The following is an 18,721-nucleotide window of genomic DNA, read 5'->3' on the forward strand; positions in this document are numbered from 1 at the left end:
ATCTTCGGCTGCGGGTATCATATTTATCAGTGACGGGCAGGAAGATTAGCTGTTTATTGTGTTTAATGACCACGTCAGCTGCATCCAACCCTGTTTTTCTGCCTCTGCCTGCAATACCGGGTCGGCGTTGACCGTCAGCACATCGGTGGCATAGCGGCACAGCGGTAAATCGTTGGCGGAATCGGTATAAAAAATCGTACGTTCCGGTAAAAACTGGCGAATATCCAAAAAGTTAGCTAGTTTTTCTACTTTGCCTTCACGGAAAGTGGTGATCCCCTGTAATGCGCCGGTGTAATGGTCATCTTTGATTTCCAGTTCGATACCAAACGCCAGATTCACCCCCAGCATCTTCGCCACCGGTTTGACAATAAAATCGGCGGTGGCGGAAATAATAATCACCGGTACGCCGTGTTCTTTGTAAAACGCGAGGGTTTTGATGGCATCCGGGTAGACCAGCGGGCGCACTTTGCTTTCGGTAAACTCAGCCACCCATTCATCAATCTGTGCAACGGTGGCATTACCCAATGCCTTAAGGCTGAAGGCCATATACGCAGCCATATCCAGCTTCCCGGCGCTGTAATCTGCCATCATCTGCTTATCTGCGGCAAAAAAGGCCGGATCAGTGATAATGCCTTTCTCCCACAGATAGTCTGTCCATAACAGGCTGCTGTCCGCAGCGATTAAGGTGTGATCGAGGTCGAAAACCGCTAATGTTGACATGACGTTCCTTTAATTAACTGACGGGGCAAGGGCGCGGATTTCATTTTTATTAAACATCAGCTCCAGCTGTGTGCCCTGTTCAAACAGCCGCTCAGAGGAGCGGTTCAGCAGATCCACGGTCAGTGCGCCCATTCCGGTATCCACCTGATAACGAATAATATTGCCCAGTAACTGACTGTCACGGATTGTACCTGAAACCGGACGGGAAATGTGTTCTCCGTACTGTCTTCCGGCCTCGCGGACATAAATGGACTCCGGGCGGATCGCCACAATGCCGCTGAGATTCAGGCCGAGCAGGCTGTTGGCGTTGTGTGCGTTCACCAGATTGTAATGACCCATAAAGCGCGCGACAAACTCATTGGCGGGCTGGGTGTAGAGGTTTTCAGCCGTATCACTCTGCACGATTTCACCTTTGTTCATCAGGAAGATGCGGTCTGACATCAGCATGGCTTCTTCCTGGTCGTGGGTGACAAAAATCGTGGTCAGATTCAGTTCCCGCTGGATCTGACGGATTTGCTGACGCAGGTGTTTGCGGATTTGCGCATCCAGCGCGGAGAGCGGTTCATCCAGCAGCAGGATACGCGGTTTCATCACCAGTGCCCGTGCGAGCGCCACCCGCTGACGCTGACCGCCGGAAAGCTGATGCGGCAGATACTGCTCTTTTCCTTTCAGACCCACCAGCTCAATCACTTCCGCAACGGCTTTGCGCTGTTCATTTTCCGGGATTTTCTGCATCTTCAGGCCGAAAGCAATGTTGCGTTCGGTCGTCATATTCGGGAACAGCGCGTAGCTCTGAAACACCATTCCGATCTCCCGCTGTTGTGGCGGAGATAGCGTAATGTCATGTTTATTCACATAAATTCTTCCGTCATTGACAGGCTCCAGCCCGGCGAGACAGCGCAGCAGAGTGGATTTACCGCAGCCGCTCGGGCCAAGCAGGGTAATAAATTCCCCTTTGCTGACAGAAAAATTCAGACCGGAAAAGACCGGGGTGGCAGCAAAGGATTTTGTCAGGTTTTCAGCAATTACATAGCTCATCGGTGATTCCTCAGCGGCTTAAGCGTGTCGCGATCAGGGTCAGGATCAGGGTGAAAATAAAGTAGCTCATCACCAGGGCAGAGGTGAAATGCCCGCTGGTCTGACGCATGTTGTAGAGATAGATTTGCAGTGTTTCGTAACGGGTGCCGACCAGGATATTGGCAAACACAAACTCACCGAACAGGAAAGAGAACGCGATCAGCAATGACACCAGCAGTCCTTTGCGGATATTCGGCACCACCACCAGCAGGAATGCTTTAAAAGTACCTGCGCCGAGCAGATGGGCGGCATCCAGCAGGTCTTTCAGCGGCACGCCGTTCAGGCTGTTGGCCAGCGCCCGGTACATAAACGGCAGGGTGATGGTGAAATAGGTACCGATCAGAATCCACGGCGTACCGGCGATCGGCAGCGGCCCGTCAGCAAACAGTTGCAGCAATCCGACGGAGGAGACAACCGGGGGTACCGCGAACGGCAGAATAATCAGGATCTCCATCAGCCCTTTCAGCCGCGGGAAGTAATAAAACACGGCAAATACCAGCGGCAGGATCACCAGCGTGCTGAGAGCGAGTGTGACAAAACAGATAAACAGCGAGCGGCCGAATGCCGCGACGAAACGCGGGTCCTGCCACAGCTTCAGATACCACTGTAACGTCAGGCCGTCCGGCAGCACCGTGGCACCCCAGCGGGTGGAGAAGGAATACACCAGTGTCGCGATAATCGGTAACAGCAGCAGGATCACAATCAGGCTGAGCATGAATTTGTGATAACGCGCCATGGACGGCGGATTGAGTGTGAGATCAGCACTTGGCATGGTAACTCCGTTTCAGCAGCCAGTGATAGACAGCAGTGATGAATCCAAGGATAACCATCAGCAGGACAGAGAGTGCCGCCGCCATATTCGGTTCCAGGAACAGATCGCCGGACACCAGGCTGGCGATACGGATGGTCACCATATTGTAGTTCCCGGTAGTCAGCGCATAGGTGGAGGCATAAGCCCCGGCGGCATTGGCAAACAGAATGATAAACGTACCAAGCAGTGCCGGAGAGAGCACCGGCAGCGCGACATAACGCCAGTAGGCAAGGCGGCCGGCTCCCATGGTTTTGGCTGCATCTTCCCATTCCGGTTTCAGGGCATCAAAGGCCGGATAGAGCAGCAGAATTCCCAGCGGGATCTGAAAATAGAGGTAAATCAGCATCAGTCCGGAAGCGCTGTAGAGATTGAAATCCTCAATTATCCCCCAGGCTTTCAGTTGCAGGGTGATAGCGCCGTTGACGCCGAGAATAATGATAAAGGCAAACGCCAGCGGCACACCGCTGAAATTGCCGGTCATGTTGGTGAAAGCAATCAGCCAGCGGCGCGGACGCGGCGGGGCGTGCTGTAAGGAAGCGGCGAACAGCGTCGCGAGGAGAAGCCCGCCGACCGCCGATATCCCGGAAATCCACAGCGTGTTTTCGAAGGACTGAATATAAAAAGGGCTGCTGAAGATTTCGGTGAAATTGCCCAATGACCAGGCATCTTCATACACGAAGCTGTTGATAATCACCCATAACATCGGCGCAAGCTGGAAAAGCGTGAACAGCAGCGCGGCAGGGAGCAGTAACAGCATCGGTTTCAGCGGCAGACGGCGTGACAGAGAGCGGGTATGTTGCTTACTTTTCATCGCGGTCAGCTCCGGCAGAATATCAGCCATGGTGTGTCTCCCGCAGCAGGCGCGGTGCAGCAGCTTTATTATGTCCGCTCAGGCCGAGCAACCGGCAGACAGTGCCGCACAGTTGTGTCTGCTGCACCGGGAGGTCTGCTTCGTGAGAGAATGCATCACCAACAACAAACAGCGGCACTGCACGTTCCTCATCCAGAATTCCGCCGTGGGAGCGATCATTATTCATGCCGTGGTCAGCCGTGACGAGCACCTGATAACCCGCTTCAATCCACGCAGGCAGATACGCGGAGAGCAGGCCGTCTGCACGGCGGGCACTGTTGCGGTACTGCTGTGAATCACCGCCGAATTTATGTCCGGCATTATCAATATTCATCGGGTGAATAAGCAGAAAGTCGGGATGGTATTGGCGGCGTAAATATTCCGCATCGAGAAATAAATGATCGTCCGGATAGTGATCCGCCTGATAAAAACAGCCGTGTTGTATTGCAAGCGAATCATCGTGAGTGAAACGGTCACGGACGGCATCAAACGGCGCACGGTTATACAGCTCACTGACCCAGTGATAAGCGGCGGCAGCGGTGGTTTTTCCGGCTTTTTGTGCGAGGGAGAAAATACTGTCGTTGTGTGACAGACGTACCACCTGATTGTGCACCACGCCGCTGTCAACCGGACGCACGCCGGTCAGAATACATTCATAGAGCGGGCGGGAGAGTGAGGGCAGTTCACAGTTCAGGCGGTACAGTGTGGCGTCCCCGGATTCGGCTAATCCCTGCATAAAGCCCATGCAGTCATGGGCTGTGCGGTAGTTTAAGCCATCCAGAACAACCAGGATAACAGGGTTATTCATTGTCATTCCGTTAATTCATGTTGATGATAACGTTTTGCTGCCACAGCTTCGGCAACTGGCGGGAGGTTTTTTCCCAGCCGTCAAAATCGGTAATCGGTTTGGCGTTGCTGTACTGGGATTCAGGCAGCAGTTTGGCTTTGATATCGTCCGGCAACGTCAGATGTGCAGCGCGGATAGGGCGGGCATAACCTTCGGCCAGGTTGAGTTGTCCTTTATCACTGAAGATAAATTCACGCGTCAGTTTGGCGGCGTTCGGGTTCTTCGCGTATTTGTTGATGATCGTGGTGTAACCGGAGGTGACTGAACCGTCAGACGGGATCACCACGGTAAAGCGTTTGGCATCAATCTGGTCGCGGTAGTTAAGGGCGTTGAAATCCCACATCACCGCCACTTCCACTTCGCCTTTTTCCAGGTTTGCCACGCTCGGGTCATTCAGGGATAAACGTTTTTGTTTGGCGAGATCCGCAAACAATTCAATCGCAGGCTGAATATTGGTTTCATTACCGCCGAGGGCAAAGGCTGCGGAAAGCACACCGCTGTTGGCCTGTGCTGCGATACCGACATCACCGATAGTCACGCGGTAGTTACCGTTGCGCAGATCGGCCCAGCTTTTCGGTTGTTCTTTGACAAGATCATTATTGATGATGAATGCAATGGTACCGGTATAGGCCAGTGCCCAGTTACCGTCTTTATCTTTTGCCCAGTCCGGGATCTGATCCCAGGTGGTCGGTTTGTAAGGCTGCACCACATCTTTCTGTACGGCGACAGGGCCGAAAGCGGCACCCACATCCCCGATATCCGCAGTGGCATTATTTTTTTCAGCGGCGAACTTGGCAATTTCCTGGGCGGAGCTCATATCGGTATCCTGATGGCGGATACCGTAGAGCTTTTCAAGATCAGCCCAGGTGCCTTTCCAGTTAGCCCAGGTATCCGGCATCCCGACACTGTAAACCACGCCCTCTTTTTTGGCTGCGGCAATCAGTTCTTCAGGAATGGTATTTTGCCCGGCAGAAAAAGCAGAGAAAGAGGCAGTAACCGCTGCGGCGGTCAGTACTAGTTTGGCAGAAGGAAAGCGTGTCATAAAACCCTCGTCAGTTAACTGATTCAGTATCAGTGGTGTGGCTAGGGTATGACGCGTTTGTGACAGGCAACTGACATCGGTGTGACACTTTTCTGACAGGCGGGTGACACGGAAAAACATCCCCCGTTCTGCTGAGTATTCTCCCGGCAAAGGGAGTATGATTTAATCCATTATTATTTCATTAACATGATGTCTCTATTATGCAGCAGATTTTAACAGGCAATGAAACCGGTTACTGGGTGATCAGCGCGGATAACCGCGTCTGGCTGCCGGAAGGACAACTGCCGGAGGGCAGTGCGGCACAATGGATGCTGACCGGGAAACCGGCCGTGCGTATCGGGGAGTGGCAGGGATTACCTGTCTGGCTTATCCGCGAAAAAATGCGTTCCGATATGTGTTCGCCGCGCATTATTGCCGCAGAGAATGATGATCTTTTCAAAATGGCCGGACGCGGCGTGCAGCTGGCGGAATTTTACCGCTCACACCGCTATTGCGGCTATTGCGGCGCAGCCATGAAATACAGTGCAAGTGAGTGGGCGTGTCTGTGTGACAGCTGCCGCGAGCGTTACTATCCGCAGATAGCGCCGTGTATTATTGTCGGTATCCGCCGTCATGACTCCATTCTGCTGGCACAGCACCGCCGCCACAAAAGTGCGCCGCTGTTTACCGTGCTCGCCGGGTTTGTCGAAGTCGGTGAAACTCTGGAAGAAGCCGTTGCCCGTGAGGTGATGGAAGAGAGCCGGATTGAGATTCAGAATATCCGTTATGTCTCCTCGCAGCCGTGGCCGTTCCCGCACTCGCTGATGATGGGATTCCTGGCGGATTACGCGGACGGTGAAATTCATCACGATCCGTCAGAACTGCTCAGCGCAGACTGGTACCGGTATGATAATCTGCCGGTTATTCCGCCGCCGGATACCATCGCCCGCCGTCTGATTGAAGATACCGTCGCATTGTGCCGTCAGGATGACGAAGACGCGTAACACCGCCCTGACCCCGGACGACAGGCGTGTTACAATGGGTTTTATTCAGGACGTCAATACGTTACGCGGCCAACAACTTTTTGGAGTCTGTCATGAGTGAACTGAAAAACGACCGCTATCTGCGGGCATTACTGCGTCAGCCGGTGGATATAACCCCTGTGTGGATGATGCGTCAGGCCGGGCGTTATCTGCCTGAATATAAAGCCACCCGCGAACAGGCGGGGGATTTTATGGCACTGTGCAAAAACACCGAACTGGCCTGTGAAGTCACCCTGCAACCGCTGCGTCGTTTCCCGCTGGATGCGGCAATTCTCTTTTCCGATATTCTGACTATTCCTGATGCGATGGGTCTCGGGCTCTATTTTGAAACCGGCGAAGGGCCGCGTTTTGTCCATCCGATCCAGAATGCCCGTGATGTTGAAAAACTGCCGGTACCGGACCCGGAGCAGGAACTCGGTTATGTCATGAATGCCGTACGCGCCATCCGCAAAGCCCTGAACGGCGATGTGCCGCTGATCGGTTTCTCCGGCAGTCCGTGGACACTGGCTACTTATATGGTGGAAGGCGGCAGCAGCAAAGCCTTTACCAAAATCAAAAAGATGATGTACGCCGAACCGCAGACCCTGCATCTGCTGCTGGATAAACTGGCAGACAGTGTGATCCTCTATCTCAACGCGCAGATTAAAGCCGGTGCGCAGTCCGTGATGATTTTTGACACCTGGGGCGGGGTACTGACCGGGCGTGATTACCGTGAGTTTTCACTCAATTACATGCATAAGATTGTCGATGGTCTGATCCGTGAAAATGACGGGCGCCGTGTGCCGGTTACGCTGTTCACCAAAGGCGGCGGACAGTGGCTGGAAGCGATGGCGGAAACCGGCTGTGATGCCCTGGGGCTGGACTGGACCATGGATATCGCGGATGCCCGCCGCCGGGTCGGTAATAAAGTAGCCTTACAGGGCAATATGGACCCGTCCATGCTCTATGCGCCGCCTGCCCGCATTGAAGCGGAAGTGGCATCTATCCTGGCCGGGTTCGGGCAGGGCGAAGGCCATGTGTTCAACCTCGGACACGGCATCCACCAGGATGTTCCGCCTGAGCATGCCGGCGCATTCGTTGAGTCTGTTCATCGTCTGTCAGCCAAATACCATCAGGGCTGATCACTGACAGATAACGGAGGTCACCATGACAGCCATTGACACCCGCGCCCTGAAAGCCCGGCAGACGGAACTGGCACAACAGGTCAGTCTGCAGGATGTGCCTCTCAGTCCCCGCTATATTGCGGGGGTGGATGTCGGTTTTGAGGACGGGGGAAATGTCACACGGGCTGCCGTGGTGATCCTCACCTGGCCTGAGCTGGAGGTGGCGGAGTATCAGACCGCCCGCATCCCCACACAACTGCCCTATATTCCGGGGCTGCTCTCCTTCCGTGAAATTCCCGCTGCACTTGCCGCCTGGGAAAAGCTGACCTTAAAACCTGAACTGGTGCTGGTGGACGGCCAGGGGCGTGCTCATCCGCGCCGTCTCGGCGTCGCCGGGCATCTCGGGGTACTGCTGGATTTACCTGCGATTGGTGTTGCCAAGAGCCGGTTATGCGGTACGTTTGAACCGCTGGCGGAAGAGGCCGGGGCGCAGTCGCTGCTGACAGACAAAGGTGAGCCGCTCGGCTGGGTCTGGCGCAGCAAAACCCGTTGCAATCCGTTGTTTATTTCACCGGGTCATCATATGAGTATTGATACCGCGCTGACCTGGGTAAAAGCCCTGACACGCGGCTATCGCCTGCCTGAACCGACCCGCTGGGCTGATGGCATTGCCTCAAATCGAACGTTTTTTGTCCGGTTGAAGCAGAAATTTCCCGATTTTCCACGTAAAGATGTGGATATCACGGATTTTCAGGTAAACTGCGGCTCACGTCAGAGTAACGAGTAAAGCGGAATGTTAAAGAACCCGATCCATTTACGGCTGGAAAAACTGGAGAGCTGGCAGCATCTCACCTTCGCGGCATGTCTGTGCGAGAGAATGTACCCGAATTATGCCGTTTTCTGTCAGCAGACCGGGTTTGCCGATCCGTCGCTTTACCGGCGTATTCTGGATCTCATCTGGGAAATCCTGACGGTCAAAGACGCAAAAGTGAACTTTGATAATCAGCTGGAAAAGCTGGAAGATGTCATCCCTGATGCAGATAACTATGATATTTACGGTGTGTATCCGGCGATTGATGCCTGTGCGGCACTCAGTGAGCTTATCCATACCCGCCTGAGCGGGGAAACACTGGAACATGCTATTGCGGTCAGTGAGATTTCAGTCGGCACTGTCGCCGTACTGGAAATGACACATGCCGGACGCGAAATGTCCGACGACGAATTAAATGAATTGTCCGCTGTTGAAGAAGAGTGGGACATTCAGTGGGAAATTTTCCGCTTATTGGCCGCCTGCGAAGAGCGCGATATTGAGTTGATAAAAGGCTTGAAATCCGATCTCCGTGATGCGGGGATCAGCAATATTGGTGTTAGTTTAGGCGATTAAATCAAAAAACGTGATTTAAGCCTATAAATGCCGGTGTTAAAGGCTTCACAATTGCCCCGTCTCTGGTCTACAGTGGGGGGGCGAAAAGAAGTGGCTATCGGGGCGCGTGTATCAGGGCTGTCAAATGGCACATCCGACGCACTCGATGCTTTGCAAACGATAAACACACTGTAAGGATATTTTATGAATAAGACTCAATTGATTGATGCTATCGCAGAAAAAGCAGAGCTGTCTAAAGCACAAGCTAAAGCAGCGCTGGAATCAACTCTGGCTGCCATCACTGACTCTCTGAAAGAAGGCGATGCTGTACAATTAGTTGGCTTCGGTACTTTTAAAGTTAACCATCGTGCAGAGCGTACTGGCCGTAACCCGCAGACCGGTAAAGAAATCAAAATTGCAGCAGCAAACGTGCCTGCTTTCACTGCCGGTAAAGCACTGAAAGACGCAGTAAAATAATTGCGTTGCAAAAACAGATTGATAGAGGGGGATTTCGTCCCCTTTTGTTGATCAGACAGGGGCTGCTTGCACTGGGCTTTGGCTCATTGCTCAGCGCCTGCTCTGTTCAGCCTGATCTTCCTCCCTTCAGCGCATCCGGCTATATCGCGGATGACGGCGCTGTCAGAATGTGGCGTCTCAACGCTGATAATCAGCCCCGTGTCCTGATGAGTGTCTTCAGTCCCTATCACAGCGGACAACAAACCGTCGTCACCGTTTATGAATACCGCAGAGGTCAGCTCTGGCAGATCCGTTCAGAATATCTGGGCGATAACGGCTTTTCCGAACAGTTACGGCTGGATCACGAAGGCAATGCTATCTTTATGCAGCGTGAAAAAGACGGCCATAAATCTCCGCTGACAGCAGATGAAATCACGCGGATGACCTTTGTGGCAGGCAGACAACTGACGCTGAACAGCGCGCTGGTGATTGGTGATATCCGTCTGAAGCAGGGACAGTGGCGTGACAGCTATGTCACGGATTGTCAGGGTAACAAATCGTATATTGAATTTGATGCGAAAACAGAACAGTTTCTGGCGAAGCGCCAGCGCAGCAGCGCATCACCTATCTATATTGCATGGCTGGATTCACCGGAAGGACGGGAAATTCTGCTGGCGGCAAATGATAACTTCTGTAAATGGGAACCTACGGAAGATTCACTGTAAATCTCCCGCAGGTTATTAACGCTGTTTACTTATTCAGGCGGGCAATCGCCCGGTAACCGATATCACTGCGGCAAAACGCATCATTCCAGTGAATGTGTTGCAGCGCGGCATAAGCCTGTTTCTGTGCCTGAGCAATATCCTCACCCAATGCCGTCACACACAATACCCGGCCGCCATCAGTCACTACGGCGCCATTTTTCAGTGCTGTCCCGGCCTGGAAGACTTTGCAGTTTGCTTCCTGAATATCCAGACCTTCAATAACATCACCTTTACGGTAATCACCCGGGTAACCACCGGCTGCCATGACCACACCGAGTGCCGGACGCGGGTCCCACTGTGAAGTTTTACCGGCCAGTTTCCCTTGCGCACCGGCCAGACAGAGCTCAACCAAATCTGACTGCAACCGCATCATGATCGGCTGGGTTTCCGGATCACCAAAGCGGCAGTTGAATTCGATAACTTTCGGCTCGCCCTGTTCATCAATCATCAGCCCTGCATATAAAAAGCCCTGATAGGTATGACCTTCTGCCGCCATGCCTTCAACCGTCGGGTAAATCACTTTCTCCATCACACGCTGATGAACGTCATCGGTCACCACCGGTGCCGGGGAGTAAGCGCCCATGCCGCCGGTGTTCGGCCCGGTATCATTGTCACCGACCCGTTTGTGATCCTGGCTGGTTGCCATCGGTACCACATTTTTACCGTCCACCATGACGATAAAACTGGCTTCCTCGCCGGTCAGGAACTCTTCAATCACAATACGGTGCCCGGCATCCCCGAAGGCATTGCCGGCCAGCATGTCATGTACCGCGTCCTGTGCTTCTTTCAGGGTCATGGCGACGATCACGCCTTTACCGGCCGCCAGGCCGTCAGCTTTGATCACCACCGGCGCACCGGTTTTGTCCAGATAAGCCAGTGCCGGTTCAATCTCAGTAAAGTTCTGATAGTCTGCCGTCGGGATGTGGTGACGCGCCAGAAAATCTTTGGTAAATGCTTTGGAACCTTCCAGTTGTGCGGCACCTTTTGACGGGCCGAAGATTGTCAGACCCGCAGCCTTGAATGCATCAACCACACCCAGCACCAGCGGGGCTTCCGGGCCGACAATGGTCAGGCCGATATTATTGGCGCGGGCAAAGGCGACCAGGCCGTCAATATCTGTCGCACTGATATCCACATTGGTCAGATTCGGTTCTTGTGCGGTACCGGCGTTACCGGGCGCGACATAGACAGTTTTTGCCAGCGGGGATTGGGCGGCTTTCCAGGCCAGCGCGTGCTCGCGTCCGCCATTACCGATAATCAGGATATTCATAAGTCAGCTCCGGGTATTAATGACGGAAATGGCGCATGCCGGTGAAAATCATCGCGATATTGTGTTCATCCGCTGCGGCAATGACTTCATCATCACGGATAGAACCGCCCGGCTGGATCACACAGGTAATGCCGACAGCGGCTGCCGCATCAATACCATCGCGGAACGGGAAGAACGCATCGGATGCCATGGCGCATCCCGCCACTTCCAGTCCTTCGTCACCGGCTTTGATCCCGGCAATCTTCGCGGAGTAAACCCGGCTCATCTGCCCGGCACCCACGCCGATGGTCATATTATTCTTAGCGTAAACAATGGCATTGGATTTAACGAACTTCGCCACTTTCCAGCAGAACAGCGCATCTTTCAGTTCTTTCTCTGTCGGCTGACGTTTGCTGACCACTTTCAGATCGTCATCGCTGACCATCCCGAGATCACGATCCTGCACCAGCAGGCCGCCATTCACCCGTTTGAAATCAAGGGTTGCAACCGGATGCTGCCACTGACCGCAGGTCAGCACGCGGACATTCTGTTTGGCGGCGAGTACCGGCAGGGCGTCTGCCGCGACGGACGGGGCAATAATCACTTCCACAAACTGACGTCCGGTAATTTCTGCTGCTGTTTTGGCATCCAGTTCGCGGTTAAAAGCAATAATACCGCCGAATGCGGAGGTCGGGTCAGTTTTAAAGGCGTTGTCATAAGCGGTCAGTAAGGTATCAGCAACAGCTACACCACACGGGTTGGCGTGCTTGACGATCACACAGGCCGGCTTATCAAACTGTTTCACACATTCAAGTGCGGCATCAGTATCAGCGATATTATTATAAGAGAGGGCTTTACCCTGTAACTGTACGGCAGTACTGATAGACGCTTCCTGAATATTCTCTTCTATATAGAAAGCTGCATTCTGATGGCTGTTTTCGCCGTAACGCATATCCTGCTTTTTAATAAAGTTGAGATTCAGGGTACGCGGGAACTGACCGGAAGGCTGAGTGGTATCGCCGAAGTACGGTTTTACCTTCTGACCGAAATAGTTGGCGATCATGCTGTCATAGGCTGCGGTATGCTCAAAGGCTTTGATCGCGAGATCAAAACGGGTATCGAAACTCAGGCTGTTTTGCCCGGCATCCATCTCGGCAATGATATTGCTGTAGTCACTGCTTTTTACCACAATCGCCACATCTTTATGGTTCTTCGCGGCGGAGCGCACCATGGTCGGGCCGCCGATATCAATATTTTCAACTGCATCTTCCAATGTGCAGCCGGGTTTTGCCACCGTTTCCGCAAACGGATAGAGATTCACAACCACCATGTCGATAGCAGAGATCTGATGCTTCGCCATAATCTCATCATCCGTGCCGCGGCGGCCGAGTATTCCGCCGTGTACTTTCGGATGCAGGGTTTTGACGCGTCCGTCCATCATTTCCGGAAAGCCGGTGTAATCGGAGACTTCAGTCACCGGCAAACCGGCGTCAGCCAGCAGGCGGGCAGTACCGCCGGTTGATAACAATTCAACACCACGGGCGGAAAGTGCCTGAGCAAATTCAGTGATGCCGGTTTTGTCAGAGACACTGAGCAGGGCGCGACGGATTGGGCGAAGCTGTTGCATGAGTTTGGATCCCTTGAATTCAACGAATAGATGACAATAGGTTGCAGGTGAAATCGGTGTATCTCATAAGATTTCAAAACCCGGAGTAAAAAGCAACGGTACACGAATGCAGCAGATTGTAACGCAAACGTTTGCGTGATGCTTGTGAATTTTGTGATTTTTTACTGTCTGTGGATAACTTTGTGTGTAACCCGGTATAAACAGGGGTTTTGCTGGGGAATGCAGCAAACAGTCAGAAAATAGAAAATTAACACTTGTCTTCTGAAAGCGACTCCCTATAATGCACCTCCACTGACACGGAACAACGCGGTAACACGCGGTCCGGCAGGAAAAAAGAGAACGGCGGATAAGAAATTATTGCTTGACTCGAAGGGGCTGAAAACGTAATATACGCAGCCTCGCAACAACGCAGAAGACCGGCAACGGCAGCGAATGTTGCAACTGCTCTTTAACAATTTATCAGACAATCTGTGTGGGCACTCGCAGGACATATCACAAAAAATATTATTTTTGAGAAGTCTTGAAGAGTGACCAATACAGCAGCTTAGAAATAAGCAGCAGTAAACAGTTTAATTCTTTGAGCATCAAACACTTTTAATTGAAGAGTTTGATCATGGCTCAGATTGAACGCTGGCGGCAGGCCTAACACATGCAAGTCGGGCGGTAACAGGGAGAAGCTTGCTTCTCTGCTGACGAGCGGCGGACGGGTGAGTAATGTATGGGGATCTGCCTGATGGAGGGGGATAACTACTGGAAACGGTAGCTAATACCGCATAATGTCTCCGGACCAAAGCGGGGGACCTTCGGGCCTCGCACCATCAGATGAACCCATATGGGATTAGCTTGTAGGTGAGGTAACGGCTCACCTAGGCGACGATCCCTAGCTGGTCTGAGAGGATGATCAGCCACACTGGGACTGAGACACGGCCCAGACTCCTACGGGAGGCAGCAGTGGGGAATATTGCACAATGGGCGCAAGCCTGATGCAGCCATGCCGCGTGTATGAAGAAGGCCTTCGGGTTGTAAAGTACTTTCAGTCGGGAGGAAAGGTGTTAAGGTTAATAACCTTAACAATTGACGTTACCGACAGAAGAAGCACCGGCTAACTCCGTGCCAGCAGCCGCGGTAATACGGAGGGTGCAAGCGTTAATCGGAATTACTGGGCGTAAAGCGCACGCAGGCGGTTGATTGAGTCAGATGTGAAATCCCCGGGCTTAACCCGGGAATTGCATCTGATACTGGTCAGCTAGAGTCTTGTAGAGGGGGGTAGAATTCCATGTGTAGCGGTGAAATGCGTAGAGATGTGGAGGAATACCGGTGGCGAAGGCGGCCCCCTGGACAAAGACTGACGCTCAGGTGCGAAAGCGTGGGGAGCAAACAGGATTAGATACCCTGGTAGTCCACGCTGTAAACGATGTCGACTTGGAGGCTGTGCCCTTGAGGCGTGGCTTCCGGAGCTAACGCGTTAAGTCGACCGCCTGGGGAGTACGGCCGCAAGGTTAAAACTCAAATGAATTGACGGGGGCCCGCACAAGCGGTGGAGCATGTGGTTTAATTCGATGCAACGCGAAGAACCTTACCTACTCTTGACATCCAGAGAACTTAGCAGAGATGCTTTGGTGCCTTCGGGAACTCTGAGACAGGTGCTGCATGGCTGTCGTCAGCTCGTGTTGTGAAATGTTGGGTTAAGTCCCGCAACGAGCGCAACCCTTATCCTTTGTTGCCAGCGAGTAATGTCGGGAACTCAAAGGAGACTGCCGGTGATAAACCGGAGGAAGGTGGGGATGACGTCAAGTCATCATGGCCCTTACGAGTAGGGCTACACACGTGCTACAATGGCGTATACAAAGGGAAGCGACCCTGCGAAGGCAAGCGGAACTCATAAAGTACGTCGTAGTCCGGATTGGAGTCTGCAACTCGACTCCATGAAGTCGGAATCGCTAGTAATCGTAGATCAGAATGCTACGGTGAATACGTTCCCGGGCCTTGTACACACCGCCCGTCACACCATGGGAGTGGGTTGCAAAAGAAGTAGGTAGCTTAACCTTCGGGAGGGCGCTTACCACTTTGTGATTCATGACTGGGGTGAAGTCGTAACAAGGTAACCGTAGGGGAACCTGCGGTTGGATCACCTCCTTACCTAGTTGATTTGGAATGTGAGTGTTCACACAGATTGTCTGATAGAAAGAAGCAGATACCGGGAATAGGCTTGTAGCTCAGGTGGTTAGAGCGCACCCCTGATAAGGGTGAGGTCGGTGGTTCAAGTCCACTCAGGCCTACCACTTTTCACTGATACTGCGTTGCGGCTCCGCTCGTTTACGTCAGTAAACTTCGCGAACCCACGCCTTGTCTCAGTAAAAAGCACCTTTTGAGGAAGGTGAAGGTGACCCGGAAAAACCAAATAATGGGGCTATAGCTCAGCTGGGAGAGCGCCTGCCTTGCACGCAGGAGGTCAGCGGTTCGATCCCGCTTAGCTCCACCATTATCTGATATCTGAAAAATAATTCAGAGTTTACCGGAAACGGTATGCTGTGAATTATTATGCTCTTTAACAATCCGGAACAAGCTGAAAAATTGAAACAATCAATATTATCACCGAGGTAATATTGATGAGTCTCTCAGCCGAACAACTTTGAACGTGTTCTTCAGTGTAAGACGCGGCGAGCGAAGTGATTTCGCGAAGGCCGGAGCACAGTGAGCGCAGCATACTCAGGTATGTGAGCATCACGAGCACCGCCCGACAAAGAAATCGCAAAGCGCAGTCCGTCGGTTCATATAAGACACCTTCGGGTTGTGAGGTTAAGCGAATAAGCGTACACGGTGGATGCCTAGGCAGTCAGAGGCGATGAAGGACGTGCTAATCTGCGATAAGCGCCGGTAAGGTGATATGAACCGTTATAACCGGCGATTTCCGAATGGGGAAACCCAGTGTGATCCGTCACACTATCATTACCTGAATACATAGGGTAATGAAGCGAACCGGGAGAACTGAAACATCTAAGTACCCCGAGGAAAAGAAATCAAACGAGATTCCCCCAGTAGCGGCGAGCGAACGGGGAGCAGCCCAGGACCTTAATCAGCATCAGTGTTAAGAGAACAGTCTGGAAAGGCTGGCCACAGCAGGTGATAGCCCTGTATCTGAAAGCACTGGTGTTGTGAGTCCGATGAGTAAGGCGGGACACGTGTTATCCTGTCTGAATATGGGGGGACCATCCTCCAAGGCTAAATACTCCTGACTGACCGATAGTGAACCAGTACCGTGAGGGAAAGGCGAAAAGAACCCGCGAGGGGAGTGAAAAAGAACCTGAAACCGTGTACGTACAAGCAGTGGGAGCACCTTTATGGTGTGACTGCGTACCTTTTGTATAATGGGTCAGCGACTTATATTCTGTAGCAAGGTTAACCGAATAGGGGAGCCGCAGGGAAACCGAGTCTTAACTGGGCGTCTTAGTTGCAGGGTATAGACCCGAAACCCGGTGATCTAGCCATGGGCAGGTTGAAGGTTGGGTAACACTAACTGGAGGACCGAACCGACTAATGTTGAAAAATTAGCGGATGACTTGTGGCTGGGGGTGAAAGGCCAATCAAACCGGGAGATAGCTGGTTCTCCCCGAAAAGCTATTTAGGTAGCGCCTCGTGAATTCATCTCCGGGGTAGAGCACTGTTTCGGCTAGGGGGGTCATCCCGACTTACCAACCCGATGCAAACTGCGAATACCGGAGAATGTTATCACGGGAGACACACGGCGGGTGCTAACGTTCGTCGTGAAGAGGGAAACAACCCAGACCGCCGGCTAAGGTCCCAAAGTCATAATTAAGTGGGAAACGAAGTGGGAAGGCTCAGACAGCCAGGATGTTGGCTTAGAAGCAGCCATCATTTAAAGAAAGCGTAATAGCTCACTGGTCGAGTCGGCCTGCGCGGAAGATGTAACGGGGCTAAATTATGCACCGAAGCCGCGGCAGCGATATGTAAATATTGTCGGGTAGGGGAGCGTTCTGTAAGCCTGTGAAGGTGTGCTGTGAGGCATGCTGGAGGTATCAGAAGTGCGAATGCTGACATAAGTAACGATAATGCGGGTGAAAAACCCGCACGCCGGAAGACCAAGGGTTCCTGTCCAACGTTAATCGGGGCAGGGTGAGTCGACCCCTAAGGCGAGGCTGAAAAGCGTAGTCGATGGGCAACGGGTTAATATTCCCGTACTGGTGGTAACTGCGAAGGGGGGACGGAGAAAGCTAAATCATCCGGGCGACGGTTGTCCCGGTTTAAGCGTGCAGGTGGACTGACCAGGCAAATCCGGTCGGTTGTTAACACTGAGGCGTGACGACGAGCCACTACGGTGGTGAAGTGATTGATGCTCTGCTTCCGGGAAAAGCCTCTAAGCTCCAGGTTACCATTAATCGTACCCGAACCCGACACAGGTGGTCAGGTAGAGAACACTCAGGCGCTTGAGAGAACTCGGGTGAAGGAACCAGGCAAAATGGTGCCGTAACTTCGGGAGAAGGCACGCTGGCACTCAGGTGAAGTCCCTCGCGGACGGAGCTGAAGCCAGCCGCAGATACCAGCTGGCTGCAACTGTTTATTAAAAACACAGCACTGTGCAAACACGAAAGTGGACGTATACGGTGTGACGCCTGCCCGGTGCCGGAAGGTTAATTGATGAGGTTAGCGCAAGCGAAGCTTCTGATCGAAGCCCCGGTAAACGGCGGCCGTAACTATAACGGTCCTAAGGTAGCGAAATTCCTTGTCGGGTAAGTTCCGACCTGCACGAATGGCGTAATGATGGCCAGGCTGTCTCCACCGAGACTCAGTGAAATTGAACTCGCTGTGAAGATGCAGTGTACCCGCGGCAAGACGGAAAGACCCCGTGAACCTTTACTATAGCTTGACACTGAACATTGAGCCTTGATGTGTAGGATAGGTGGGAGGCAACGAAGTGTGGACGCCAGTCTGCACGGAGCCGACCTTGAAATACCACCCTTTAACGTTTGATGTTCTAACCCAGACCCGTAATCCGGGTCGGGGACCGTGTCTGGTGGGTAGTTTGACTGGGGCGGTCTCCTCCCAAAGAGTAACGGAGGAGCACGAAGGTTGGCTAAGCATGGTCGGACATCATGCGGTTAGTGCAAAGGCATAAGCCAGCTTGACTGCGAGAGTGACGGCTCGAGCAGGTACGAAAGTAGGTCTTAGTGATCCGGTGGTTCTGAATGGAAGGGCCATCGCTCAACGGATAAAAGGTACTCCGGGGATAACAGGCTGATACCGCCCAAGAGTTCATATCGACGGCGGTGTTTGGCACCTCGATGTCGGCTCATCACATCCTGGGGCTGAAGTAGGTCCCAAGGGTATGGCTGTTCGCCATTTAAAGTGGTACGCGAGCTGGGTTTAGAACGTCGTGAGACAGTTCGGTCCCTATCTGCCGTGGGCGCTGGAAGATTGAGAGGGGTTGCTCCTAGTACGAGAGGACCGGAGTGAACGCACCACTGGTGTACGGGTTGTGATGCCAATTGCATTGCCCGGTAGCTAAGTGCGGAAGAGATAACCGCTGAAAGCATCTAAGCGGGAAACTTGCCTCGAGATGAGTCTTCCCTGACCCTTTAAGGGTCCTGAAGGAACGTTTGAGACTAAGACGTTGATAGGCTGGGTGTGTAAGTGCAGCGATGTATTGAGCTAACCAGTACTAATGAACCGAGAGGCTTAACCTGACAACACCGAAGGTGTTTTGAGTTGAGAGACGAAGAGATTTTTCAGCATAGTGAAGAGACGACAGAGTCATTCATTATGAAAAGCTTG

14 protein-coding genes, 2 tRNA genes and 2 rRNA genes are annotated in these 18,721 nt (G+C 52.7%); 10 read left to right on the plus strand and 8 right to left on the minus strand.

Annotated elements, in window-relative coordinates; translation table 11 throughout:
• Nucleotides 1–45: 45 nt before the first annotated feature.
• The 6 genes from JC793_RS01450 to JC793_RS01475 are packed head-to-tail and all read right to left on the minus strand — an operon-like array spanning nt 46 to nt 5,347.
• Nucleotides 46–720 carry an HAD family hydrolase gene (locus JC793_RS01450; protein ID WP_166706879.1) on the minus strand — a complete coding sequence of 225 codons (675 nt, stop codon included), beginning with the start codon at nt 718–720 and terminating at the stop codon, nt 46–48.
• 9 nt (nt 721–729) lie between these two features.
• On the minus strand, nt 730–1,758 hold the full coding sequence (locus JC793_RS01455) for an ABC transporter ATP-binding protein (RefSeq protein WP_166706880.1): 1,029 nt from the start codon (nt 1,756–1,758) through the stop codon (nt 730–732).
• A gap of 10 nt (nt 1,759–1,768) precedes the next feature.
• Complete coding sequence (locus JC793_RS01460; RefSeq protein WP_431739822.1) at nt 1,769–2,569, minus strand: ABC transporter permease; 801 nt, start codon at nt 2,567–2,569, stop codon at nt 1,769–1,771.
• A complete protein-coding gene (locus JC793_RS01465) occupies nt 2,556–3,419 on the minus strand; it encodes an ABC transporter permease (protein WP_247717353.1) in 864 nt (287 codons plus the stop codon). Before JC793_RS01465 ends, JC793_RS01460 begins: the two co-directional genes overlap by 14 nt.
• Nucleotides 3,420–3,441: 22 nt before the next feature.
• A complete protein-coding gene (locus JC793_RS01470; RefSeq protein WP_218427258.1) occupies nt 3,442–4,266 on the minus strand; it encodes an alkaline phosphatase family protein in 825 nt (274 codons plus the stop codon).
• Between the two features lie 10 nt (nt 4,267–4,276).
• Nucleotides 4,277–5,347, minus strand: coding sequence for an ABC transporter substrate-binding protein (locus tag JC793_RS01475; RefSeq protein WP_218427259.1), 1,071 nt, complete (start codon nt 5,345–5,347; stop codon nt 4,277–4,279).
• A 200-nt stretch (nt 5,348–5,547) separates the two neighbouring features.
• On the opposite strand from JC793_RS01475, the gene nudC reads away from it, so the two are divergent.
• The 6 genes from nudC (at nt 5,548) to JC793_RS01505 (ending at nt 10,016) form a co-directional block, all read left to right on the plus strand.
• The gene (gene nudC / locus JC793_RS01480) at nt 5,548–6,330 is read left to right on the plus strand and encodes an NAD(+) diphosphatase (protein ID WP_127378520.1); all 783 of its coding nucleotides are present in this window, start codon (nt 5,548–5,550) and stop codon (nt 6,328–6,330) included.
• A 92-nt stretch (nt 6,331–6,422) separates the two neighbouring features.
• Nucleotides 6,423–7,490, plus strand: a complete 1,068-nt coding sequence (hemE, locus tag JC793_RS01485) for a uroporphyrinogen decarboxylase (RefSeq protein WP_166706885.1) — start codon at nt 6,423–6,425, stop codon at nt 7,488–7,490.
• A gap of 34 nt (nt 7,491–7,524) precedes the next feature.
• Nucleotides 7,525–8,259: a deoxyribonuclease V gene (gene nfi / locus JC793_RS01490; RefSeq protein ID WP_247717354.1), complete on the plus strand. Its 735-nt coding sequence runs from the start codon at nt 7,525–7,527 to the stop codon at nt 8,257–8,259.
• A 6-nt stretch (nt 8,260–8,265) separates the two neighbouring features.
• Complete coding sequence (locus JC793_RS01495) at nt 8,266–8,856, plus strand: YjaG family protein (protein WP_046895342.1); 591 nt, start codon at nt 8,266–8,268, stop codon at nt 8,854–8,856.
• Between the two features lie 183 nt (nt 8,857–9,039).
• Complete coding sequence (hupA, locus tag JC793_RS01500; protein ID WP_046895341.1) at nt 9,040–9,312, plus strand: nucleoid-associated protein HU-alpha; 273 nt, start codon at nt 9,040–9,042, stop codon at nt 9,310–9,312.
• A 44-nt stretch (nt 9,313–9,356) separates the two neighbouring features.
• Nucleotides 9,357–10,016 (plus strand): DUF1481 domain-containing protein, encoded by a 660-nt coding sequence (locus tag JC793_RS01505; RefSeq protein WP_309297279.1) that lies wholly within the window; start codon nt 9,357–9,359, stop codon nt 10,014–10,016.
• A 25-nt stretch (nt 10,017–10,041) separates the two neighbouring features.
• Here the strand turns inward: JC793_RS01505 and purD are convergent, their stop codons facing one another.
• Nucleotides 10,042–11,325, minus strand: coding sequence for a phosphoribosylamine--glycine ligase (purD, locus tag JC793_RS01510; protein ID WP_218427262.1), 1,284 nt, complete (start codon nt 11,323–11,325; stop codon nt 10,042–10,044).
• A gap of 16 nt (nt 11,326–11,341) precedes the next feature.
• A complete protein-coding gene (gene purH / locus JC793_RS01515; protein WP_218427264.1) occupies nt 11,342–12,931 on the minus strand; it encodes a bifunctional phosphoribosylaminoimidazolecarboxamide formyltransferase/IMP cyclohydrolase in 1,590 nt (529 codons plus the stop codon).
• A 595-nt stretch (nt 12,932–13,526) separates the two neighbouring features.
• On the opposite strand from purH, the gene JC793_RS01520 reads away from it, so the two are divergent.
• The 4 genes from JC793_RS01520 (at nt 13,527) to JC793_RS01535 (ending at nt 18,633) form a co-directional block, all read left to right on the plus strand.
• Nucleotides 13,527–15,070, plus strand: a 16S ribosomal RNA gene (locus JC793_RS01520).
• A 66-nt stretch (nt 15,071–15,136) separates the two neighbouring features.
• Nucleotides 15,137–15,213, plus strand: a tRNA-Ile gene (locus JC793_RS01525).
• A gap of 124 nt (nt 15,214–15,337) precedes the next feature.
• Nucleotides 15,338–15,413: transfer RNA gene (locus JC793_RS01530), tRNA-Ala, on the plus strand.
• 315 nt (nt 15,414–15,728) lie between these two features.
• Nucleotides 15,729–18,633 (plus strand): 23S ribosomal RNA (locus JC793_RS01535).
• Together the 16S and 23S rRNA genes with 2 tRNA genes alongside form the textbook arrangement of a ribosomal RNA operon.
• Nucleotides 18,634–18,721: the final 88 nt, after the last annotated feature.

Origin of the sequence: Morganella morganii, assembly GCF_019242955.1 — a bacterium.
GTDB lineage: Bacteria > Pseudomonadota > Gammaproteobacteria > Enterobacterales > Enterobacteriaceae > Morganella > Morganella sibonii.